Annotated in this window: 21 protein-coding genes; 8 read left to right on the forward strand and 13 right to left on the reverse strand. The window is 48.6% G+C overall.

Annotation, left to right across the window (positions count from 1 at the left end; translation table 11 throughout):
• Positions 1 to 2: 2 nt before the first annotated feature.
• Both ACYVI9_RS09230 and ACYVI9_RS09235 read right to left on the reverse strand, forming a co-directional pair.
• Positions 3 to 1,052 carry a sensor histidine kinase gene (locus tag ACYVI9_RS09230; RefSeq protein WP_460763698.1) on the reverse strand — a complete coding sequence of 350 codons (1,050 nt, stop codon included), beginning with the start codon at positions 1,050 to 1,052 and terminating at the stop codon, positions 3 to 5.
• Between the two features lie 31 nt (positions 1,053 to 1,083).
• Positions 1,084 to 1,761 (reverse strand): response regulator, encoded by a 678-nt coding sequence (locus tag ACYVI9_RS09235; RefSeq protein ID WP_460763701.1) that lies wholly within the window; start codon positions 1,759 to 1,761, stop codon positions 1,084 to 1,086.
• A 301-nt stretch (positions 1,762 to 2,062) separates the two neighbouring features.
• Here ACYVI9_RS09235 and ACYVI9_RS09240 point away from each other — a divergent pair, with 301 nt between their 5' ends.
• Positions 2,063 to 4,324, forward strand: a complete 2,262-nt coding sequence (locus ACYVI9_RS09240) for a hypothetical protein (protein WP_460763703.1) — start codon at positions 2,063 to 2,065, stop codon at positions 4,322 to 4,324.
• A 134-nt stretch (positions 4,325 to 4,458) separates the two neighbouring features.
• Positions 4,459 to 5,820 (forward strand): sugar MFS transporter, encoded by a 1,362-nt coding sequence (locus tag ACYVI9_RS09245; protein WP_460763706.1) that lies wholly within the window; start codon positions 4,459 to 4,461, stop codon positions 5,818 to 5,820.
• Between the two features lie 14 nt (positions 5,821 to 5,834).
• Here ACYVI9_RS09245 and ACYVI9_RS09250 read toward each other — a convergent pair whose 3' ends face one another.
• Positions 5,835 to 6,761: a helix-turn-helix domain-containing protein gene (locus tag ACYVI9_RS09250; RefSeq protein WP_460763709.1), complete on the reverse strand. Its 927-nt coding sequence runs from the start codon at positions 6,759 to 6,761 to the stop codon at positions 5,835 to 5,837.
• Between the two features lie 318 nt (positions 6,762 to 7,079).
• Between ACYVI9_RS09250 and lpxA the strand changes: the two genes are divergently transcribed.
• Together lpxA and ACYVI9_RS09260 are read left to right on the forward strand one after the other, a co-directional pair.
• Positions 7,080 to 7,886, forward strand: coding sequence for an acyl-ACP--UDP-N-acetylglucosamine O-acyltransferase (lpxA, locus tag ACYVI9_RS09255; RefSeq protein ID WP_460763712.1), 807 nt, complete (start codon positions 7,080 to 7,082; stop codon positions 7,884 to 7,886).
• A complete protein-coding gene (locus tag ACYVI9_RS09260; protein ID WP_460763715.1) occupies positions 7,867 to 8,496 on the forward strand; it encodes an ABC transporter ATP-binding protein in 630 nt (209 codons plus the stop codon). Before lpxA ends, ACYVI9_RS09260 begins: the two co-directional genes overlap by 20 nt.
• Before the next feature lie 5 nt (positions 8,497 to 8,501).
• On the opposite strand, the gene ACYVI9_RS09265 is transcribed toward ACYVI9_RS09260, so the two are convergent.
• From ACYVI9_RS09265 to ACYVI9_RS09280, 4 genes are all read right to left on the reverse strand, one after another.
• Positions 8,502 to 9,953: a bifunctional 2-methylcitrate dehydratase/aconitate hydratase gene (locus tag ACYVI9_RS09265; protein ID WP_460763718.1), complete on the reverse strand. Its 1,452-nt coding sequence runs from the start codon at positions 9,951 to 9,953 to the stop codon at positions 8,502 to 8,504.
• A gap of 52 nt (positions 9,954 to 10,005) precedes the next feature.
• A complete protein-coding gene (prpC, locus tag ACYVI9_RS09270) occupies positions 10,006 to 11,160 on the reverse strand; it encodes a bifunctional 2-methylcitrate synthase/citrate synthase (protein ID WP_460763720.1) in 1,155 nt (384 codons plus the stop codon).
• Positions 11,147 to 12,055, reverse strand: coding sequence for a methylisocitrate lyase (gene prpB / locus ACYVI9_RS09275; protein WP_460763723.1), 909 nt, complete (start codon positions 12,053 to 12,055; stop codon positions 11,147 to 11,149). The genes prpC and prpB overlap by 14 nt, the downstream gene beginning before the upstream one ends.
• Before the next feature lie 152 nt (positions 12,056 to 12,207).
• Complete coding sequence (locus ACYVI9_RS09280; RefSeq protein WP_460763725.1) at positions 12,208 to 12,813, reverse strand: trimeric intracellular cation channel family protein; 606 nt, start codon at positions 12,811 to 12,813, stop codon at positions 12,208 to 12,210.
• 111 nt (positions 12,814 to 12,924) lie between these two features.
• Here ACYVI9_RS09280 and ACYVI9_RS09285 point away from each other — a divergent pair, with 111 nt between their 5' ends.
• The 3 genes from ACYVI9_RS09285 to ACYVI9_RS09295 all read left to right on the forward strand — a co-directional run bounded on the left by ACYVI9_RS09285 (position 12,925) and on the right by ACYVI9_RS09295 (position 15,294).
• Positions 12,925 to 13,692: an enoyl-CoA hydratase-related protein gene (locus ACYVI9_RS09285; RefSeq protein WP_460763728.1), complete on the forward strand. Its 768-nt coding sequence runs from the start codon at positions 12,925 to 12,927 to the stop codon at positions 13,690 to 13,692.
• A gap of 130 nt (positions 13,693 to 13,822) precedes the next feature.
• Positions 13,823 to 14,431, forward strand: a complete 609-nt coding sequence (locus tag ACYVI9_RS09290) for a hypothetical protein (protein WP_460763730.1) — start codon at positions 13,823 to 13,825, stop codon at positions 14,429 to 14,431.
• A 92-nt stretch (positions 14,432 to 14,523) separates the two neighbouring features.
• Positions 14,524 to 15,294 carry a glycoside hydrolase family 25 protein gene (locus ACYVI9_RS09295; RefSeq protein ID WP_460763733.1) on the forward strand — a complete coding sequence of 257 codons (771 nt, stop codon included), beginning with the start codon at positions 14,524 to 14,526 and terminating at the stop codon, positions 15,292 to 15,294.
• A 46-nt stretch (positions 15,295 to 15,340) separates the two neighbouring features.
• Here the strand turns inward: ACYVI9_RS09295 and ACYVI9_RS09300 are convergent, their stop codons facing one another.
• The 3 genes from ACYVI9_RS09300 to ACYVI9_RS09310 all read right to left on the reverse strand — a co-directional run bounded on the left by ACYVI9_RS09300 (position 15,341) and on the right by ACYVI9_RS09310 (position 18,091).
• Positions 15,341 to 16,255: a hypothetical protein gene (locus tag ACYVI9_RS09300; RefSeq protein WP_460763735.1), complete on the reverse strand. Its 915-nt coding sequence runs from the start codon at positions 16,253 to 16,255 to the stop codon at positions 15,341 to 15,343.
• 125 nt (positions 16,256 to 16,380) lie between these two features.
• The gene (locus ACYVI9_RS09305; protein ID WP_460763738.1) at positions 16,381 to 16,986 is read right to left on the reverse strand and encodes an L-threonylcarbamoyladenylate synthase; all 606 of its coding nucleotides are present in this window, start codon (positions 16,984 to 16,986) and stop codon (positions 16,381 to 16,383) included.
• A 79-nt stretch (positions 16,987 to 17,065) separates the two neighbouring features.
• Positions 17,066 to 18,091 carry a 2-oxoacid:ferredoxin oxidoreductase subunit beta gene (locus ACYVI9_RS09310; RefSeq protein ID WP_460763740.1) on the reverse strand — a complete coding sequence of 342 codons (1,026 nt, stop codon included), beginning with the start codon at positions 18,089 to 18,091 and terminating at the stop codon, positions 17,066 to 17,068.
• A gap of 224 nt (positions 18,092 to 18,315) precedes the next feature.
• On the opposite strand from ACYVI9_RS09310, the gene ACYVI9_RS09315 reads away from it, so the two are divergent.
• Positions 18,316 to 18,717 carry a c-type cytochrome gene (locus ACYVI9_RS09315; RefSeq protein ID WP_460763743.1) on the forward strand — a complete coding sequence of 134 codons (402 nt, stop codon included), beginning with the start codon at positions 18,316 to 18,318 and terminating at the stop codon, positions 18,715 to 18,717.
• A 20-nt stretch (positions 18,718 to 18,737) separates the two neighbouring features.
• Here the strand turns inward: ACYVI9_RS09315 and ACYVI9_RS09320 are convergent, their stop codons facing one another.
• From ACYVI9_RS09320 to ACYVI9_RS09330, 3 genes are all read right to left on the reverse strand, one after another.
• Positions 18,738 to 19,148, reverse strand: a complete 411-nt coding sequence (locus ACYVI9_RS09320) for a hypothetical protein (protein WP_460763745.1) — start codon at positions 19,146 to 19,148, stop codon at positions 18,738 to 18,740.
• A 125-nt stretch (positions 19,149 to 19,273) separates the two neighbouring features.
• On the reverse strand, positions 19,274 to 21,190 hold the full coding sequence (locus ACYVI9_RS09325) for a DUF3857 domain-containing protein (protein ID WP_460763748.1): 1,917 nt from the start codon (positions 21,188 to 21,190) through the stop codon (positions 19,274 to 19,276).
• Positions 21,191 to 21,252: 62 nt separating this feature from the next.
• On the reverse strand, positions 21,253 to 23,271 hold the full coding sequence (locus ACYVI9_RS09330; RefSeq protein ID WP_460763750.1) for a DUF3857 domain-containing protein: 2,019 nt from the start codon (positions 23,269 to 23,271) through the stop codon (positions 21,253 to 21,255).
• Positions 23,272 to 23,387 lie beyond the last annotated feature (116 nt).

Raw genomic sequence — 23,387 nt, forward strand, 5'->3', positions numbered from 1 at the left:
GATCAATCCTTGCGGGCGCTCAGGGTAAAACCCACGGTGGTGCCCACCCCTTCAGTGCTGCGGATATGAATGGTTTGCTTATGGGCTTCTACGATATGTTTGCTGATCGAAAGGCCCAGTCCACTGCCTCTGCGGTCTTTGTTGCGACCACTCTGGGTCCGGTAAAACCGTTCAAAAATGCGGGGCAGACTGGCTGCATCGATGCCAATACCGTCATCACTGATTTCCACGAGGATGCGTTTGTCATCAGTTTTATAGATTCCGGCTTTTATGCTCCCGCTGAGTTTTCCATACTTAATGGAGTTCGCAAAAAGATTCAGCACCACCTGTCGGATCTTTTCCTTGTCTGCATGGACCGTGATGGGCGCCTCACAGCCTTTTTTGATACTGAACCGGATGCCCAGGGGTTCGGCTTTAATAGAAATGCTTTCAAAAGCGTCTTTGAGCAGGTCCTGTATGACAAAATGGGTCCGTACCAGTACCAGTTCTCCTCTTTCCAGCCGCGAGATTTCATCCAGGTCATCAATGAGTGAGGTCAGCCGGGTCACATTTTTGGCCGTCTTTTCCAGAAATTTTTTCCGGAGTTCCCAGTTCTCGGGACCTTCCTGCAACAAGGTATCCACGTAACTCTGGATGGTAAAAATCGGCGTCTTGAATTCATGCGAGAGGTTTTGCAGGAATTCCCGGCGAAACTGCTCGTTGGCTTGCAGCTGTTCTACCTGTTTTTTATTTTCTGCGGCCCAGGCTTCCACGTCTTCGGTAACTTCAGTAATGCTTTTTTTGGGCAGAATGTACTTATAATAGGTTTCCTCCCTGCGGGTGGCCTTGGTCTGATAGATGAATTTGTAGATCAGCTTGATTTTCCTGTAAATAAATCGTTCCAGAACAAAGGAAATCATCAACCAGCCACCTACCAGTACGATCAGAAAACAGAGCAGGGCAGTCTGCCAGCGCAACTCAACCAGGTAGACCAACAGGCTTACCGGGATAGAAAGGGCCAGCGCCGTATAGAAAGACAACAGCCCCGGGGAAAGATTTTTGGGATCGAACATAATCTAATACAAAGTTAACCGTACCGGATGCTTATATTTCAAACTTATAGCCCACACCTTTGACTGTGGTAATACAGTCCAGTTCCAATTTCTGTCGGATTTTCCTGATATGTACATCGATGGTCCGGTCACCGACGATGACTTCATTGCCCCAGATGGCATTCAGGATTTCGTTTCTTAAAAATACCCGGCCCGGCTTCAGTGCCAATAGGTAAAGCAATTCAAATTCTTTTTTGGCGAGCACCACCTGGCGGTCGCCAATTTGAACCAGAAAACGTTCAGGATCAATGGTAACCGATCCCAGGCTTATGATTTTTGTGGTTTCTTTCTGCACCCGACGCAGCAGGGCATTGACACGGCTGATCAAGACCTTCGGGCTTACCGGTTTACTCACATAATCATCGGCGCCGGTTTCCAGTCCGCGTACCTGGGTGGTTTCATCGTTGAGGGCGGTCAGGAACATGATCAGGGTATCTTTGAAAGCGCTCTGGGCTCTTAGCAGCTGACAGACCTGCACACCGGTTTTTTTGGGCATCATCATATCCAGGATGATCAGGTTGGGTTTGTACTGACGCGCCTTATCAAGCGCCTCATCGCCATCCTGCGCAGTGATGATCCGATAGCCTTCTTTTTCAAGATTGTAGGCCAGGATTTCCAGAATATCCGGTTCATCATCCGCGATGAGAATTTTATGCCCTTTCGCTTCCATATTTTTCGGGGTTTAAAAGACAAACCTAACCCGTTTTTATTATATTAAATTGCGAAGCAGGCTGTTTACAGATACTTAATGTAAAATTAATATCAGTGCCCTGTTGGCAGGCCCCGGTGCAAGGGCCTGATAAACCTTAACTAAATGTAAAATCGGCGCAATTATTGCTGTGCTACCGATGTTTTTAAGAAAATACCAAATATTTTTGTAATTGCAGATGCATTACAATTTCCTTGTTGGCGTGCTTGTTCACCTGGCAGGTTTCCCGCAAAAGGGTCGACCTGCAAAAATCCTACTGAAGATGATATCTGTTACACAGCTAAAAAAAATGATTCCCCTGGCGGTACTGTTGCTGTTCACCCTACAGGCTGATGCGCAGCGCCGTAAAAAGAAAAGGCAGAGAAAGCAGGAGCCCGTTGTCCAGGTAGTCGACACCATTCCCGCCTACACGGTGGCCATCAACCGGCAAATGATATTTGAAAAAGCCGAGAAACAGCAGAAAATGCTGCTTTCTATGGACGGGAAGGCGGATAAATTACTGGAGGTTTCGGATGACAAAAAGCAAAACGAGGCGTTAACCGAAGCGGCAACCGAGGGCATCGACCGGATTCAGTATGAAATTGAAACCAGCGACCGGCTCAACCAGCGTTTAAAGACCAATTATACCGATGGTCTGACATCTATACTAGAATATGTACGGCTCAGCAGTCGGAGTAAAAAGACCAATTTGACCTATCTGCCGGAGATACTTTCCACTTACCGGAAACTGATTACTGCAGACACTTCGGGTCAGTCCCTGTCGGCGGTGTTAAGACCCCTGCCTTATGACGTAGCCAATGCGGCGATCCAGCCGCGGATATTTCAGGACAACAAAGAATACAGTCAGGTAAAGGATATCATGCTGCTGAAACTCGCCAATAAATACCCCGAGAAAACTTTTGCGGCATTAAAAGCCTACCCGGAAGCCCCTTTTGCGGACAGCCTGATTCGGGTCCTGGGACATCGGTACCCGCAGCAGGTCTATGACTATGCCCAGGCCAATAATAAGTTCAGCTACCGCCTGCAGAATATAAAGGATGATGCACTGATTTCTACGGTGGTGGGTATGGCGCGTAGTGCCAATAAAAGCGGACAGTTTTATTTCCCCTTTCTGGACAATATCGTAAGTGGTAAACTCTCCATCGACGCCATCGATAAAGCCAAAAATGATCCTGTACTTTATTTCCGGATGCTGGTGGAGACCCAGATTGATTATACGGGCCGGATGCTGGAAGGCGATACCGCCATCGGGCACAGCAGCCTGCTCAGCAAATTAGAGCAGAAAGCCAAGGACGAATTTGTTGCCAAGATTAACGGGCTGCACGAAAGACCCGATGCCATACGTTTTCGCAGCATACAGCCCCTGAAGGCTGAAGAGCTCTATTATGTAGCCGTATTGACCAACGGATTGATATATACCAGCAGCTATACCAATGGAGTTTATCCCCTGATGATGAAAAAAATGGAGAACCAAGGGGATGAGCTATTGAAGAAAGTAAATTTTGACCATTACCGTAAATTCCTGAGTCAGGCAGCAGCCTATAACACCCTGAAAGGCTTTCTGGGCAGCTTTGAGCATCAGCAGGATGCTACGGACCTGATGAAAGCATTTGTAACCGGACTGGAAAAGTCCGAAGGGCTGGAAGATGGCGTGGATGTTGCCGATTCGTATGCCAGCGTTGCTGAGACCCTTCCGGAACTGGCCAAGGATATGCTGGCGAATGTCAAAGACAATCTGGACCGCAACAAAGCCGCCGGCAATAAGAAAGGGACGGCGATATATGATATTTTATACAACCTGTTTTTGTCTGCCGATACCAGCAGCAGCATCAATCTGACGGAAACCTTGCATATTCCGCCGGTTTACAATGTGCCTTTTAACTCGCTGACGAATGAAAAAGGGGAAGTGATTTCACAGGTTTTCTTTTACGGAGATCAGGATGGCCGCAATATTTTTAACGGTTTTCTGAATATGTTTGGCGGGGGAAACTGGAGCATCGACCGCAGTAATAAACAGTGGGTGGTGATTAAATCCGCCAAGGGTAAACCGGTGAGCATTTATGCCAATCGGCCCCTGGATGAGAAGAAGGGATTGGATGATGAAGCCCAGCGTGCCCTGAATGTATACCTGGAGGAAAACAACCTCCATCCCACGGTAACCATTCATCGCGGCCATAGCTATTATGCGGAAACTACCATTGGTTATATGGCATCCTCTTCGAAAGTCGTCTTTATGGGATCCTGTGGTGGATTTAATCTGATTGATTCAATTCTGAAAAAATCCGAAGATGCGCATATTATCGCCTCCAAGCAGATCGGAAAGACAGCCATCAACAAACCTTTCTTTTTGCTGCTGACCGATAAGCTGCGCAATGGCAAGGATATTGACTGGATTCCGTTCTGGAAGGAGTTTAAGAATCGGGCCCGGGTTCAGGGTTTCGAGGATTATATTCCGCCGTATAAGAATCTGGGCGCCATATTCATCAAGGCGTATAAAAAAGAAACCGGCGAACTGGACGTCTGAGCTGAAGTGCTCGGCCCCAATTGAACTTCGAAGCCCCCCGGGGGGCTTTTTTTACTGCGCAACCGATTGTCCGGATGATGGATTCTTCGCCAAGTTCTGTTATTTTTATTGCTTTTAACAAAAGCTGATTAAATATGGATCTGACAACGTCTGCGCCTGCCCGGAAAAGTAATTGGGTGCCCCTGACCGCCATTTGTGCCCTGTTCTTTATTTTTGGTTTTATCACCTGGGCCAACGGGACGCTGACCCCCTTTTTTAAAATATCTTTCAGTCTCACGGATACCAAGGCTTTTCTGGTAGCAACCGCTTCCTATATGGCGTATTTTTTTCTGGCCCTGCCTTCCTCCTGGATCCTGAAGAAAACGGGCTTTAAAAATGGCATAGTCATTGGTCTGGTCATTCTGGCGCTGGGCGGTCTGATCTTTATTCCTGCAGCCCATATACATTCTTTCGGGCTTTTTCTGACCGGGATTTTTATTCAGGGGGCCGCGCTCGCCCTGTTGCAAACAGCCGTAAACCCCTATCTGTCCATTATAGGTCCCATCGAAAGCGCCGCCAAACGCATCAGTATGGCTGGGATCTGTAATAAGTTTGCGGGTATGACCGTACCCTTTATCATGGGGGCGGTTTTTCTGAAAAACGCAGGTGAAGTGGAGCAAAAAATTGAAGCGGCTACCGGCGCGGAAAGAACCCAGTTACTTAATGAAGTGCTGGCCCGGGTCAATACGCCCTATATTGTGCTGGCGATCGTGTTTGTGCTTTTTGCCGTCGTTATTAAGTTTATGCACCTGCCTGAAGTGCAACCGGAAGAAGACGTTGTAGACCAGCAAAGCGGCCAGGTTATTCAACATAAAAGTATTTTCCAGTTTCCTCATCTTTTCCTGGGCGCACTCTGTATCTTTTTATACGTGGCGGCAGAAGTGATGGCCGGAGATATCATCGGCGTTTACGGTAAGGCCCTGGGCATCGACCCGGATCTCAGCAAGTATTTTACCTCACTGACCCTGACCGGCATGCTGATCGGCTATATTATCGGCATTTTTACCATACCCAAATGGCTTTCGCAGCAAACCGCCTTAAAAACCTGTGCCATCCTCGGCATTCTGTTCAGCGTACTGGCTTATCTGGTCAAAGGGAAGTTTTATGTGGATCTGGACTGGAATTTCCTGGGTTTCAATCTTATCAAAGCACAGGGGGATATTTATTATTCGGTCATTTTTATCGCATTATTGGGGCTGGCAAATTCGCTCATGTGGCCCGCCATTTTTCCATTGGGTATCAACCATCTGGGCAAATTCATCAAGATCGGATCGGCGATCATGATTATGGGTATTGCCGGTGGTGCTGTCTGGCCTTTGCTATACGGGTTCCTGAAAGACAATGTAGGACTGGATTTTCAGCTGGCGTATTTTATCACCGTGCTGCCCTGTTACCTGTACATTCTGTATTTTGCCATTGCTGGCCATAAAGTGGGACTGGGAAAAGTAGCCGGATAAAGCGGACAAAAATATCAGCGTAATAGCAACTCACAGGGCTTCAGCCCTGTTTGTTTTTTAAAGGCGGTACTGAAATGGGAAATTGAGGAATAACCCAGCATCATCGATACATCAGTGACATTCAGTCCTTTTTCGTACAACAGGTACTTGGCATGCTCCATGCGCTGGTGCTGGTAGAATTCGAATATGGTAGTGCCATACATTTCTTTAAAGCCTTTTTTCAGGTAGCACTCGTTCATGGCTACACGGCGGCTCAGTTCTTTTATCGTCAGGGGCTGTCCGATATTCTGTATCAGCAGGTCCCGGGCCATGATGATTTTCTCACGGTCGGATTCACTGTTGAGAAAACGGCAGGACAATACTTCTTCTTTGTCCGTTACCCAGTCCATGCTGTAGAGCAGTAGCATCTGCAACTGGGCGTTGACATAGATGTTTTCCAGACTGCCCGTATATTTATGGTTCACCAGGGCTTCTATGACGCCACGGGTGCGGCAACAAAGCGGTATCGTTTTCTCAAAAGATTCCTTTTTATTGAAACGCAGTAGCAGATCGGTGCCGCCATTGTTGCCCTTGGTATTGGCAAACTGTGAAAGTTGTTCGGCCGCATATTCTACGGCCAGCAGGTCCAGACAGGGCATACTGTCGTTACAACTGCGGGCATTTCCAGCACTGCATTTCTGACAATTTTCAGCATTGCAGAACATATTGCCCGCTACACAGAACCGGAGGTTCAGCCGGTTTTCCTTATTACTTTTTCCTTTGTAATTATAGGAAACGATGCCGATGTCACCGGTATTCTGATCAGCAATACGAGAGAATCGGCGGATGGAATAATTCACAGCACCAGGGATCCGCTGCTTCTTGCAACTGATTTCCTGCAGCTCATTGATATTGACCGGCCAATGAGACCCTCCGGATGTTATTTCGCTGATCTGTGCCATTTGAGGGTGCAAAAATAACGATGTTGGGCAAATAAAGTAACCCTGGCGATAAGCTGACACTGCGATGACACAGACAGCTGTCGGATGCCGAAGGAACAGGCGCAGAAGCATTTTTGTGTTTTCCGTGCCATTAGACTAATTTTGACCGGCTTTTAAGCAAGCGGACTATTATCAAATAATTAAATTTGCAAATTGCCAAAAACGCAGCTTTCGGCAGGATATCTCTTAAAAGATGCAGTCCTTCAGCCGATGGGCCGCAACGGCAACTGCATCAGTAGTGCCGGTCCAGAAGTCCTAAATATAAATCGTCATAGTTGAATGATACATTTTAATGCTTACATACATCCGGATGCCGAAGTGGCAACGAATGTGAAAATCGATCCGTTTACGGTCATACATCCCAATGTAAAAATCGGCGAGGGTACCTGGATCGGTTCAAATGTGACGATTCAGGAAGGCACGACGATTGGCAAAAATTGTAAAATATTTCCGGGTACTGTTATTGGTTCCGAACCCCAGGATAAGAAATATGCCGGTGAAAAAACCACGGTGGAGATCGGTGATGATTGTATTATCCGGGAATTTGTTACCATACACCGCGGGACCAGTGATCGATGGAAAACAACGGTAGGCAATGGCTGCTGGATTCTGGCTTACAGCCATATCGGCCACGATTGCATCATTGGCAATTACTGTACCTTAAGTAACAGCACCCAGATAGCCGGCCATGTGGTTCTGGGAGATCATGTTGGATTTGGCGGTGTGGTGGCGGTACACCAGTTTGTAAAAATCGGTGCTCATTCTTTTATCAGTGGCGGATCCCTGGTCAGTAAGGATGTGCCACCCTTTATTAAAGCCGCCCGCCAGCCATTAAGTTATGCCGGCGTGAATTCTGTAGGATTGAAAAGAAGAGGTTATAGTATCGAGAAGATCAACCATATACTGGATATTTACCGGGTGCTTTACAATAAGGGCCTCAATGTGACCCAGGCCATACAATATATCGAAGAAGAATTCGCCGTAACCGAAGAAAGGGACGAGATTCTGACTTTTATCCATGAAAGTACCCGCGGCATTATCAAACGCTACTCCAAAGCCAACGGCGATGAAGATCCGATTGCTTAATGCAGGCAAACGCTATAACCGCGAATGGATATTCCGGGGATTTTCCTTTGAATTCGATACGCCAGGCCGTTATGCCGTGACCGGTCCAAATGGAAGTGGTAAAAGCACCCTGCTTCAGTTGCTGAGCGGGGCCATCAGCAACAATGAAGGAACTGTGGAATGGCTGAATGCCGATCATGGGCTCATTGCCAGGGAACAAATACATCGCCAGATCGCCCTCTGTGCGCCTTATCTGGAGCTTATTGAAGAGTTCAGCCTTACCGAACTTTTGACATTTCACCAGCAATTTAAACCCCTGCTGCCCGGATTTTCCATCAAAGAAATTATTGAAATTGTACAGTTGGATCAGGCCGGAGACAAGAAAATCGCCGATTACAGCAGTGGTATGAAACAAAGAGCCAAACTGGCGCAATGCATATTTTCAGCGACACCCCTGGTACTGCTGGATGAGCCTTGCAGCAATCTGGACGATGCCGGTATCCGGCTGTACCAGGAACTGCTCCGCAGGTACTGCCTGGATCGGCTGGTTGTTATTAGCAGCAATGATGCCCAGGAATACGAAGGGAGTGACCGGATTATTGCCATTACCGACTATAAAAAAACAGTCTGAGTCGATCAGAGACTCAGCAGGTCCATAAATTCATCCACTGTGAGGGATTCGAGCTGCTGTAAATCCAGCGACTGTTCCAGGATCAGTCGTTGTTGCTTCTGCGCAAATATCCGGGCCAGGTTGATCTTGTATTTTTCGATCAACTGAGGAATGCCTTCTTCACGGCGGCGTTTATGACCAATGGGATATTCCACCACCACCTCCTCTAACCGGCTGCCGTCCTGGAATTCAACGGTGAGTCCATTGGCAATCGATCTTTTTTCGGGATCGTGATAGTCCCGGGTAAATGCCGGATCTTCCACACAGTCAATCTTTTCCCTGAGGACATCAATTCGGGGATCGGCCGCCACAGCATCCTCATAATCCGCCGCCGTCAGCCTTCCGAATAGCAGGGGTATGGCAACCATATACTGGATACAGTGGTCCCGGTCTGCCGGATTGTTCAGGGGACCCTTTTTATCGATGATGCGGATGGCTGCTTCATGGGTCCGGATGGTGATCCGGCTGATATCTGCCGCAGTCCGCCCGCTCTCTGCCAGTTGGCGGTGCAGACTCATGGCTGCTTCGACGGCAGTCTGCGAATGAAACTCCGCTGGAAATGATATTTTGAACAGGATATTTTCCATGACATAACTTCCATAGGAGCGCTGGAACTTAAATGGCTGCCCTTTAAAGGAGACATCGTAAAAGCCCCAGGTTTTGGCGGTCAGCACCGAGGGATAGCCCATTTCCCCGGTCTGGGCAATCAGTGCCAGTCGCACCCCGCGGGAGCTGGCATCACCTGCAGCCCAGGATTTACGACTGCCTGTATTGGGGGCATGCCGGTAGGTACGTAGTGACTGGCCATCCACAAATACCAGTGATATGGCATTAATCAGTTCATCGCGATCAAGACCGAGGAGCTTGCCTACCACCGCGGTGGTTGCCAGTTTTACGAGCATCACATGATCCAGTCCTACTTTATTGAAAGCGTTTTCAAGTGCCATCACGCCCTGGATTTCATGGGCCATGATCATGGCTTCAAGCACCTGCTTCATTTTTAGCGGCGACCTGCTTTCGGCCAGTCGGTTGCGGCTCAGCCAGTCGGCAGTAGCCAAAATGCCCCCCAGGTTATCGGAAGGATGACCCCATTCGGCAGCCAGCCAGGTATCATTAAAATCCAGCCAGCGGACCATGACACCAATATTGAAAGCAGCCTGGACCGGATCCAGGCGATGGGGTGTACCCGGAACCCGTGCGCCGTGCGGTACAATAGTGCCGGGTACAATGGGTCCCAGCAATTTGGTACAGGCGGGATAAGTCAGGGCTTCCAATCCGCAACCCAGGGTATCCAGCAGACAGTAATGGGCCGTCTGCCAGGCCAGTTCACTGGTAATTTCATAGTTCAGCACATAATCTGCTATATCACTGAGTACCTGATCAGGTTGTGGTCTTTCGTTCGATATCCTTGATGACATGAGATAGAATAAATTTAAGTTCAGTATAAAATAAAGTGTTGCTGTAAACAGCCTACCTGCGTTTGTTCAGGGGAATAAATTTGCGGTTTTCGGGTCCGGTATACTGGGCACTGGGCCGGATGATTTTGCCATCCTGTCTTTGCTCCATAATATGCGCGGTCCATCCGGTGATCCGGGCCAGTACAAACAGGGGGGTAAACATCAGTGTAGGTACGCCCATCAGGTGATAGGAGACCGCCGAAAACCAATCCAGATTGGGAAACATTTTTTTCTCCCGCCACATAACGGTTTCCAGCCTTTCGGCGATACGGTACAGCCGGAGATCATCAGCTTCTTCGGAAAGTTCACGGGCTATTTTTTTAATGACAATGTTCCGTGGATCGGAAATCGTATAGACCGGGTGACCAAAACCAATGATTACTTCTTTGCGGGCCAGCCTTTCCAGAATATCCTGCTCGGCCAGATCGGCGTCGGCATAACGGGACTGGATCTCGAAAGCGACTTCATTGGCACCTCCGTGTTTGGGACCCCTGAGTGCTCCGATCGCACCGGTTACGGCACTATAGATATCCGAGCCGGTGCCGGCAATGACCCTCCCGGTAAAAGTAGAAGCATTAAATTCATGTTCCGCATAGAGGTTCAGCGATACCTGCATCGCTTTTACCCAGGTTTCGGAAGGGGGTTTGCCATGCAATAAATGCAGGAAATGGCCGCCTGTAGTTTCATCGGCTGTTGCTACTTCGATCTCCCGGCCGTGGTGGGCAAAATGGTACCAATACAACAGGGCGGAGGCGGAACAGGCCAGTAATTTATCGGCGATATCTCTGGCACCGGCGCTGTTGTGATCTTCTTTTTCAGGTAGCAGGCTGCCCAGTACTGAACTGGCGGTGCGCATGACGTCCATGGGATGGGAGGCCGCCGGCAGGAGTTGCAGGACAGATTTCAGGGCCTGGGGCAGGCCCCGCAATCCAATGAGTTTCTGACGATAAGCCCGGAGCCGTGCTGCGGATGGCAGTTCGCCATGGATGATCAGGTGGGCGACTTCCTCAAAACTGGCCTTCTCTGCCAGGTCAAGAATATCATAGCCCCGGTAATGCAGGTCATTGCCGCTTTTACCCACTGTGCAAAGCGCGGTATTTCCAGCGGCTACGCCGGAAAGAGCCACACTTTTTTTGGGCTTGAATGGTGTTGCTTTAGTTCCCGCCATTTTTATTTTTTTTAAAGAGGTCATCTAATTTCTGTTCATAGGCATGGTAACCTATACTTTGGTACAGTTCCTCACGGGTCTGCATTTCCGCCAGCATCGCCGCCTGCGTTCCATCCTGGCGAATATGTTCATATACACGCTGCGCCGCCTTATTGGCGGCACGAAAGGCCGAAAGCGGATACAGAATCAGCCCCACACCGGCGGCTTTCAGTTCTTCTACGGTATACAGGGGGATCATGCCGAATTCGGTAATATTGGCGAGTACCGGGATGCCGGTTGCTTCCACAAAATGCCGGTAAAGACCCAGTTCGGGCACCGCTTCGGCGAAGATAAAATCGGCGCCTGCTTCCTTATAGGCAACGGCCCTTTCCAGGGTCTGGGTTTCTGATTCACTGGCAAAAGCATCCGTACGAGCCCCAATTACAAAGGATTCGTCGGTGCGGGCATCGGCTGCCGCTTTGATGCGGTCACACATTTCCTCCCTGCTGACCAGTTCTTTACCGGGCCGGTGACCACAACGTTTGGCACCCACCTGGTCCTCAATATGCAGAGCAGCTGCTCCCGCCCTGATCAAAGATTTTACGGTGCGGGCGACATTAAAGGCAGAGGGCCCGAAGCCGGTGTCTACATCCACCAGCAGGGGCAGTTCACAGACATTGGTAATGCGTTGGATATCGGTCAGTACATCGTCCAGGGTCGTAATGCCCAGATCCGGGATTCCCAGCGAACCAGCGGCAACGCCTCCTCCTGAGAGATAAATGGCCTTAAATCCAGCCTGTTGCGCCAGCAGGGCGTGATTGGCATTAATGGCGCCTACGATTTGCAATGGGTCTTCCTGAAGCATCGCTTCCCGGAAACGGGCGCCGGCGGATATATGTTGGAGCGGTTCAGACATAATATTGAACTTTTTTGTAATAGTGAACACAGAGGCCCATACTGGGGCGAAATATTTTCAGGCAATAAGTAGATCCCGGGATCTGCATTCTTCAGGCTGTAAATATAGGCTTACCTGCCGATTTTAAAGGGACCGGATCAAAAAAACAAACTTCAGAGCTCGGGCAGCATCAGCTTTTTACGTTTCGAGTAAATGCGCAGGATAACGATCAGAAAAATACAGACCGTAATATTCAGGTCTTTGCTGGTATAGCCGATTTCTTTCAGGGTAATATAAGCAAGCCCGCCGATGGCGCAGGTGGTGGCATAGAGCTCGCCCCGGCGTAGCAGTACCGGTGGGTATCCGCAGAATATATCGGCAATCAATCCGCCAAAAGTGGCGGTTATGACGCCCATTACCAGGGCATAGGTGTTGTTGATGCCCATGCGCAGGGAAACTTCGATCCCCGCAGCAGTGAACAGGGCCAGGCCGACGGCATCAGTGAAGAAAATGGTGCGCCGGAAATTATTGACTTTATCTTTCACCAGGAAAGTGAAACCGGTACCACAGAACACAAGTAACAGGGCTGGCATATCATTCAGCCAATTGACCGGTCGGATCCCCAGCAGCAGGTCGCGGATCGTTCCGCCGCCATAGGCGGATACGAAGGCCACTACCAGGCCACCGAAAACATCCAGCCGGGCACCCCGGGCTTTAAAGGCGCCTGCCAGCGCAAAAACCAGGATACCGGCATAAGTGATAAAATCGATAAACTTCATCTGTACCTCAAAAATACATAGCTTAGTGATGCGTAACTTTAATTTTTCTGACAAACAACGGGACGCAGCTTTTCAAATCAAAGAATTTCTTTAGAAAAACAGCATATCACTATGTATAAGACCCTCCTGTACGAGACAGTAGAAAAAACGGCCATCATCACCATCAACCGGCCGGAGAAACTCAATGCGCTGAACCGGACAGTTTTTGATGAACTGGAGATTTGTCTGGACCAGCTGCTTGAGGATCCTGAAATTCGCTCAGCGATCCTTACCGGCAAAGGCGAAAAAGCTTTTGTTGCCGGTGCCGATATTTCAGAATTCAGCGGGCTGGATGCCGCTCAGGCGGAGGCGCTTTCCCGCCGGGGTCAGCAGGTATTTGACAAAATAGCCCGGAGTCCGAAAATTATCCTGGCTGCCGTTAATGGCTTTGCCCTGGGCGGAGGCTGTGAGCTGGCCATGGCCTGCCATTTCCGCCTGGCAGCGGAATCAGCCCGTTTCGGCCAACCGGAAGTGAACCTCGGACTGCTGCCTGGATACGGAGGTACCCAACGACTGGTGGAACTCATCGGGAAGGGAAGGGCACTGGAACTCCTGGCTACCGGCAATATGATCGATGCCGTCACGGCGTTTAACTACGGACTGGTCAATCATGTGGTACCCCAGCAGGAATTACTCCTGAAAGCCCGGTCCATTCTGGCCCTGGTCAATAGCAAGGCGCCCGGGGCGGTCGCTGCCTGCATTCAGGCCGTTACCCCGGGCCAGGAAGACGGCTATGCCCTGGAAGCCAGGCTGTTCGGCGAATTGCTGCAAGGGGATGATGCCCTGGAAGGCATCGCAGCTTTTTTAGAGAAAAGAAAACCGGTTTTCAAAGGGCAATGACGCTGTCTCCCCAATAAAGGGGAGTGTCTGTCTTGCAAATTATTGACTATCAGTAATGTTTTTTGTGGTAGGACCTGCTTTCAAAAAACTTGGAACAGGATTTGCTGGCAAAAGATAAAATGCAGCAGCAATGATTTCTTTACACGATAACAGATCTTATTGTCTGACGCTTGAAACGGTGGATTCTGTAGATATTTTTACAAAACCTATGTACAAGCAGATCATCGTACATAGTTTAAACCATTTTATTGACAGTAAAGGTTTGGTGGTGTATGGATGGACTTTACTGACCAACCGCTTGTATCTTATTTGTCAGGCTCAAAGAATAGACCTTCCGCTTTCCGCGTTAAGAACTGAGTTCAAGCAGTTCACCTGTGCAAAAATTATTGATGCCATCAATAATGAGCCTGGTGAGCGCAGGGACTGGTTGTTGCGTCATTTTATGAAAAGCAGTTCCTTATTCACGGTACCCAAACCCAAATGCTGGAAACCCGCCCTTTCTGTGGTACAATTGGATATCAATCGTCCTGAAACAATGGCCGAACACCTGGATATGATACATACCCTGCCGGTTAAGGACCGGATCGTTCAGCATGCGACCGACTATCTCTACAGCTCTGCCCGGGATTACGAAGGTCTGGCTGGTTCGGTACATATTACGATGCCGACTGCCGTCGAACAGGAACTGCACGGCATTGAAAGCCGCAAAAGCACTTTTCGCTCTTACTACAACAAATAGCCGACATCCCGCTAAACCATACGGCATTCGATTTTTAGCATTTAGTTCGGGGACTCCTTTCCTAAATTTGTTGCGGACTATCATCCGGAACTATGGCGGGAAAAAAGAAAAAACGGAATTATAACAATGTAAAACTGCTGGTGGCTGCGGGGCTGATTTTGGCACTGGTACTCTTTATTCTCCGCTGGCAGCACGCCCGTCAGGTCCGATTTGCACATTATGCAGCTTTTAATATCGACCTGCCGGTAGATTATCACTGGCATGGGATCGATGTATCACGTTATCAGCAGAAAATCAGCTGGCAGGGGGTTCGTGAAATGGAAATTGAAGGCGTGCGGATCCGTTTTGCCTTTATCAAAGCCACAGAAGGAACCCGGCTGACCGACAAATATTTTAAACGGAACTGGAAAAATGCCCGAAATCAGAAAATCGCCAGAGGGGCGTATCATTTTTTTCTGCCCCAGGCCGATGCGGCCCGGCAGGCCCGTTATTTTATTTCCAGGGTAAAACTGGAGCAGGGTGATCTGCCACCCGTGCTTGACGCGGAGCACGCCGGACAACAGTCCGTCGAAGCCTACCGGGCTGGTCTCAGAATATGGCTCAACCTGGTCGAGACACATTATCAGGTCAAACCCATTATTTATACCAACGCCGATTTTTACAAAAAATACATGGGAGCGGATTTTGAAGATTATCCGCTCTGGGTGGCCCATTACTATGAGCGCAAACAACCCCGGATCAAAAGGGAATGGCAGTTCTGGCAACACAATGACCGGGGTCGGGTCAACGGCATTAATGGCCCGGTGGACTTTAATGTATTTAATGGAGACTCACTCGCTTTTTCAAAACTTTTATTGCCCTGATTGCTGTAACAAAGGGTAAAGGAGCCGTCCGAAATTTTAAAAAAGACTATTTTTTTCTCCCGGGATAGAAGGAAAGGCCCAGCGATAATAGAAAATTTCTGGATTTTACATTATAGGTATCCACATCTACGCCGTCGGATTCGGCCCCGTCACTGGTAAAGGGATTACTGGAAAAATTAAAGCCCATGTCCAGTTTCAGCCAGTCATTGTTTTTAAACCCGGCCTGTAAGAGGACCGCGGGTTCCAGCAGGGCAAATGTTTTGGAACGGGCATTCCCGTAACCCAGTGCCGTTTCCTCTTCGGGACTATAATTGGTCTGGATATCGTGGAGTTTCAGCAGTGAGAAACGGGGTGATACGGCCATGCGGAGGTAATCATTAAAAAAGAAATTAAAAGCGGGCGTCAGCGAGTACTTCATTGTTTGTGCTTTATAGGTCCGTGCACGCGCTGCTTCTACCGGATCGCCATTATCTGTGGAGCGCATGGATCCGAATCCCACGCCCAGGGAACCGTTAAAATAGGCTTTCCGGCTATTGCCCATTGGGGTATAGAAACCGGCATGGATATCGAACATGGAACGTTCATAGTTCACTTTGGAAGGCCCTTCAAAGCCTGGCAGGTCATCATCGTGGTACCGGTCTTTTTCATTGCGGTAATAACCACCGGCTGCGATGAAGAAATGGTCGGTTACTGCTACGGCCGCCTGGCCGTCAAAGCCATAGGAATGGTCCAGGTTGTCATCATCGTCTTCCTCATCCAGTGCGTCCAAATTGGAGAAGATTTTTCCGGGGTTGCCAGCCGCAGCCACGCTGAATTTAAAATCGCCCTGCTGCTGAAAGAATGCGGCATTCTGCACAGCAGGAGAATGAATGTATCGGGGATTGGTACAGGCGGACAAACCAATCAATGCCAGCAGGACGGTGGCTGCCATCCAGGCGTTGCCTTGAAGTTTATTTTTCATATTGAAGTTTTTGAAGTTTGATTTGCAATATTTTGGTACAAAGAAACAGCCAGTTCGCACTAAAAACAATCCCGAAAACAATGATTTTTTAAAATACCCAATAATGGTGAGCCGTCGACCACCTATTATTCCCAGGGGCCGGCCCCCTGACGTACCAGCTCAAATTCATCATGAACGCAGTTAATTACCGTGGAGGGGACGCTTCCCCCGATACCGCCGTCTACTACTATGTCCACCAGGTTTTCATATTTCTCATGAATGATTTCCGGGTCCGTATAATCTTCGATAAACTCTCCGGGTAAGGAACTACTCAGAATCGGATGTCCCAGTTCCCGCACCAGCTCCAGGGCAATTTTATTATCCGGTATCCTGAGGCCGATGGTATCTTTTTTACTTTGTAGTATTTTAGGCACCTGCTTACTGGCCTCGAGTATAAATGTATAGGGTCCGGGCAGGTATTCCTTTAATAACCGATAGGTAGGATTGGATAATTGCCGGGCAAAATCGCTTAAATGACTGAGATCGGCACAGACAAAGGAGAATTGTGCTTTCTTGGGGTCTATCTGTTTAATCCTGGCGATTTGGGCGATGGCTTTGGTTTGATAAATATCACAACCCAAGCCGTAAATAGTATCAGTGGGGTAAACGATGATCGCTCCGTTGCGCAATGCGGTGGCCACCTGTTTGATCAGCCGCTCCTGCGGGTCTTTCGGGTGGATCTGTAAAAGCATGGGTTAAAGATAGTTAAACTTTCAGAACCCCGCTATTCCTTTAAGGCTACATCGGTTTTCTTTAACCATTCGCAGCGGGTCAGGCCACCGTCCAGGTTTCCCTGCCCCGCAGTAGGGCGTTCAGATCAGGCGCTTTACGGGCGATGGCGTCTTCCAGTTGCAGCGCCATCACCTCTTCATAGCAGGGGCGGTCGTGCTCATAGAAAACACCGAAAGGACGCGGCAGGTGCTGGGCCAGCGCGGGATCATCGAAGATCCGCACCAGTATCTGGGCTTTGTACATATCCTGCTCATCATGAATCCAGAGATCATCGGCGCTGTATTCTTCACCCAGCGTGACAACCTGGGGTTTAAAACCGTCCAGCCGGATACCTTTTTCCTGTGCGGCACCGAAGACCAGCGGCTTACCCTGCTCCAGGAAAATAGTTTGTTCTGCTTTCGTGCCTTTTTCTGTAAAACTGCTGAAAGCGCCGTCATTGAAGATATTACAGTTCTGATAAATCTCAAGAAAGGAGCTGCCTTTATGATCCTGGGCTCTTAACAACATGGCCTGCAGGTGCTTGGGGTCCCGGTCCATACTCCGGGCAATAAAACTGCCATCGGCGCCCAAAGCCAGTGCCGCCGGATTAAATGGATGATCAATGCTGCCGAAAGGCGTGGATTTAGTGACTTTATCCTGTTCGGAAGTGGGCGAATACTGTCCCTTGGTCAATCCGTAAATCTGGTTATTGAACAGCAGTAGGTTGACATCCAGGTTCCGGCGCAGCATATGAATGGTATGATTGCCGCCGATACTCAGACCGTCCCCGTCACCACTGACGATCCAGACACTGAGTTCGGGCCGCGAAGCCTTCAGTCCGCTGGCGATCGCCGTAGCTCTACCATGGATCGAATGCATACCATAGGTATTCATATAATAGGGGAAGCGGCTACTGCAGCCGATCCCTGAAATAAAAACAATATTTTCCCTGGGAATCCCCAGTCCCGGCATGATCCGTTGCACCTGGGCCAGGATGGAGTAATCTCCACAACCCGGACACCAGCGTACTTCCTGGTCTGTCGCGAAATCTTTTGCCGTCAATGCGGCTGTTGCAAGTTCTGACATTTTGATACTGTAAATCGCGTGCAAAGGTAGTTTATTTAAGCGGGATCCTGATCCTGCGGTCGCGCCCGGGTGTCTGATAAATGACAGAAATTTGTCATAAAACTGTCAGGACTTAGGGAAATGGCCTAAAAACTGGTGGTAATTGATTGTAATGCAAGCCAGGTTTTTGCAGCCTGCGATTGCTTACGGATCAAACGGCTGCCTGTTTTTTTGTACATTGCTGCATGCTTAGGAATAAAATATGGCTGACGATGGCCGGTATCAGCTGTCTGGTGCTTGCGGGCTTTGTGCAGGCAGACAGCATGCAGAAAAGGAACCTTAAAGTTTTGCCTCAGGATATATCGGATGAAAGGCTGGACAGCCTGATGCAGACCTACAATCAGGGGTTGGGGGTTAGCTGTGATTTCTGCCATGCCTATGAAGTCAAAAATGGCGATACGCTGATCAATTTTGCTGCTGAGGACAATCCGGTAAAAGAAGAAGGCCGCCGTATGATCCGACTAACCATGGGTATCAATCAGAAATATTTCAATTTTAATCCTGGCATTCATCCCGCCTACCTGACCAAGGTCAGTTGTTATACCTGTCATAAAGGAGATGCTTACCCGCAATCGGAACCCGACTGATACAGGGAACAGTGCACAGTTCAGAAGGCTTCAGCCACAGGGATTACCTGAATGGTGTGAACGATATTCTGTCCTTCCTTATTTTTGAAAATCAGCTGGTGTTCGCCGGCAGTGACGGGTTTAAAAAGATATACCGCTTCTATTTCTTTCAGTGCCGTCGTACAGTTACAACCGGCATAATCGGCAAGTATGCTGATCTGATGGGTCTGTCCTTCCGCGGTTTCCTCAAATTCTCCAAAATTCCCACATCCGTTGGAAACCGTAAAACGGACTTTGATTTCTGTTTCCTGGCCCAGGTTGGTGCTGGTCGGACCGGTTACTGCATCGGCTGGCGTAACCACCGTTCGCTGACAATCGGATACGCCTTCAGACTTGGTACATTGGGCTGAAATCAAGCCTGCTGCCAGCAGGCAGAAAATAATTTTTTTCATAGTGTCGTTTTTTGAATATTACTTCAAAAAAGCACAAACATCAGGCCAGCCCTGACGATGGCAACGGCGTCCATTCCTGAAATAAGTTGTCATTCCCTTGATAAAAGGCCTTCCTGGAGGGATCATCAGCCGGCGGGGGGCGGATCTTCCTGCTTTACAAAGACCATTTTTGCCCGGTCAGCTTTATAAATGGTATTATTGAAATCCACATAGTCCGCATAGTCACTGGCCGGGAAACGACCCTTATTCCGCTCATAATTCCTGATGAGTTGGATGGTGCTGTCCCTGACCTCATACCGGATGCGGTATTTCCCGAACTTATTGGTCAGCGTGACAGGTTTGGGCAGGGATTCTATCCGGTAACCCGCAGGCAGCTGCAAATGGACGGTATCATTATCCTCGAAAGCATAACTGTAATAAATATCATGTACCCGCTTATCGTCGGCGGATAGTTTGGAGGTATAGGTAGCCAGGATATTGGGCCGTACGAAAATTCTTTTGCCGCTGACACTGGCATAATGATTTGATACGAGATCCAGGCGTTCACTTATGGTCGGTACGAGTGCAGACCTGTTTTCATGATATTGAAATGCAGGCACGTCGTAGTCGGTCAGGTTAAAAAGATTGCGGAGTCTTTTTTGCTGTTCTTCCGGAGACTGGTTGTGGATGACATGGTGCAGGTCATCCTGTTGCAGGCCGGAACTCAGGGTCACTACCTTTGCCTGAAGCCCGCCGCTTTCATTGAGGTTGGCTTCGATCATCCGATCCTGCCGATTTTGTAGTTTGGAGTATTCCGGCGTATGGACCAGCCGGCTGTTTTTATCATCAAGCAACAAAGCATTGCGGTTGCCCGTGAAGCTGCCCAAATAACCCGGTGACAGGGTCTGGCTGGTGCATTCCAGCCAGAGTGAATCTTTGCTTAAAGGCACACAGACCACTACATGGTTGAACTGGTTGGACGGGAAATCCGTAATGATATTGGACTCATTGGCTCCGGCATAGATCAGGACATTATAGGCTTTGATGCCCGCTTCCTTGAGCAGGGCTACCATAAAATTGGACAGGGCTTTGCAGTCGCCGTATTTATTCTCCGCCACATAGGTAGCATCCAGGGGTTGCCAGCCTCCGATTCCCAGCTGAATACTGATGTAATGGGTATTGTTCTGGAGGTACTGATACAGGGTATTGATCTTTTGTCTGGGATCGGTCAGGCCGTCGGTCAGCTGATGCACTTTGCTACTGACAGATGCCGGTAACTGGTCCCGGTCGCGGTAAAGGGCCATCATGGCATTACCAAAATTTTGCCAGCTGCTCATATCACCTTTGTAACCGCCGAATTCAAAAGCGGAAGGAGCGACCAGCACCCGGGTACTGATATCTTCCCAGGCGGGCATATAAGCTTCGTCCGGCGCGGCTGCAATAGCCTGGGCTTTCCAGTTGTAAGTAATCCCCGACTTCTCCGTTTTAATTTCAGGGCTGCCTTTATAGCGAAACTGTTTATAGCGCAGGGTATAATTCTTAGGTGTGGTCACCTGAAAACTGGAATGTTCGACGGCCACTTCAGGTGCCGGAACAGGTTCCCAGTCCGGAATGCCCAGCAGGCCATTGAGAACCACTTCGGTTGTATACTCGATGGTATAGGGATAGACCCTATGATAGAAGCTGTGGATCTTGTAGCGGGTATCTTCGATCAGCCCGGAATTGTTTCCGGTTTCATCACTGATATCCTTTTTTTTGACATCCTTGATTTTTTTGCCGGCCGCATTATAAAGCGTACCCGAAATGGTTTTCAGGTCCAGGAATTTATTATAGGGATGGTAAATGACTGCATAGGGTGCTGCGGCTTCATTCAGCAGGGTATAAACGAATTTTCTGGTGCAGACCGCCTTGCCGGGACTTTTGATATCGATCCGGATCTCATCGGCCCGGATGACCATATTGGCATTTTTCAGCAGGTTTTCCGGAATACTGCTGACCTCATATTGGGCCTGCATGCCTACAGATAACAGCATGGACAGCAGCAGGAGGAAATAGTTTTTCATTTTCGCATCATTAAGTTTTCGTGATAGGGGACCTACAGGCCGGTATCAAAACTTGCCAGCAATTATATTTTTTTGAGCACGACGACCTCGCTGTGTTTCTTGGTGATATAACCGAAGAAATCCCTGAGCGTCTGATAATCTTCCGAACTGAACTGGGTTTTTTTAATATTGATGCGACTGGTTAACAGAATCTTGTTTTCCTTCACATCGATATAGTATTCGAAGCTGCCTTCACCATTATTGAGGTTCACCCTTGCTGATTTGGGATGTTCCTCTACTTTATAGCCGGACGGTATATCCATGGAAAGTACATAGGTTTCCGATAACTTATACGGCATTTCCACCGGATAGTTTCGTTCGGCTGATGTAAACGGATTCTTGGTCGTTCCCTCGGAAAACATGGGATTGAGATAAATCATGTCCTGGTCATCAGTATCAAAATGCAGGTTATATTTCAATGCCACGGGATAATCATATTTATCCAGCGAGTCAACATGTTCCTGGTAGGTCGTCAGCGGGAAAGAATAGGTCTTAATCGACTCCTTCACCAGGTCTTTGATGTTTTCTTTCACCAGTCTTTTGCGTAATTGGGTAGATTCATAATAACCCGGTGTGCTGGTAAAGGAACCTTTCATGCCGCCTTCAGGGTCATTAATCAGAAAGATCAGGGTACTTTTGGCTTCCCGCAGGGAGTCGGGTGCCAGGTCGAAGTTGGCCGGATTGGGTCGGACCAGAAATGCCGTCCCGTTATAACACTGCGGTGACAGTCGCCCGAAGCCCATTTTACTGCCGGTGGCATCCAGGAGTTGGTTCTGTCCATCGATATTGGTCTGGCATAACAGGTAATTGAATTTCGTGATCAGCGGGTAATAGGGGTTCGCCCATCCATGGCTACGGGTGCTGATCAATACCGGATCCGCCGGAAGGCCCGCTGTGCGGAGCATGGCTATTAACAGGAGATTGATTTCTGCTATATTACCGCTTTTCTTGCGGAAAACATCCTTGAGCCGGGTATTGTCGTTGATGAAGATACCGGATTCCGTAGTTGCTGTAAAATGATCCCGAACATAGGCATAGAGCAACCTGGCTTTTTCCAGGGAGGTGGCTGCCGTTCCGACAATCGTTTCCACTTCATCATTCAGCCAATTATTCGGTCGGGTGATTTCCATACCAAAGTCTTCCCGTTTCAATAATTCCTCGGCAGCCTTGGCCCAGGTGCCCATGTACTGTTCTGCCGGCATATTCGGGAACTGAATTGATTTCAACTGGAAATCAATTTTGGTCAGGTGGTTTTCAATCGATGAGGTAAAGGGTTCTTCTTTTAGCGCCGGGACGTTCAACGCCGTCCAGGTGACTTCATTCTCATTACCGGAAAGGGAATAGTGTTCTGTTGCACCCGCCCCCTGGCTGGTAGAAACAGAATAGCTTTTATAGGTAGCGTCTTTTTCCATTTCGGTTTTGACATAGCCCTGGGACAGGAATACATAATCAAAAAACTGGGGAATATTTACCGTATACCTGCTATAGATCCTGGGCCAGGACGCACCCTGAAATTCCCAGGGGCGCAGGTGGGTCAGGAATTCGGAATTGACGGTATAGGTATATTCTATAATAGAACCTTCCTTCACATTGGGAAAAGTGAATTTCCGGAGCATATAGTTCCGGTTGACCTTTTCCTTAAAAATATTGGAATTATCCAGTTTGGTCTCTTCCACTTTACCATTTTCCAGATTATAGGTATAGGCCTTGCAGGTGGTCAGTTTCTCTTCTGAGGTAGGTGAATTATAGAGTACAATGGATACATCGGCAGCATCAAATCCGTTCTTATTCAGGATTTTAATACGGCGGGTATGGGTATAGACCAGGGAGAAAAAGCCATTATTATTCCCCTCAATTTTTGATTCTCCGATATCAGCCAGGATAACTGCTGTCGTACCGGTATCAATGACCGGGGACCGGACATCGAAATCACTTGCAGAAATTTTTCCGAATTTAAAATGCTTAGGGTTCTGGGCTATGGCACTGAAACTCGCGATACAGAATAGCAATGCCATCAGTTTCATATGCAGCAGTTTGCTCATAGATTGTCAATTTTTGGTGATACGCAATAGGAGGTAGGGCCTCATTTAGTTTTGTAAAGAGGTCAAAGATAGATAAAAATTTGTTAAATCGACATGGGTTTGCCGCCGGATGCCTT

The organism is Niabella terrae (assembly GCF_054783135.1).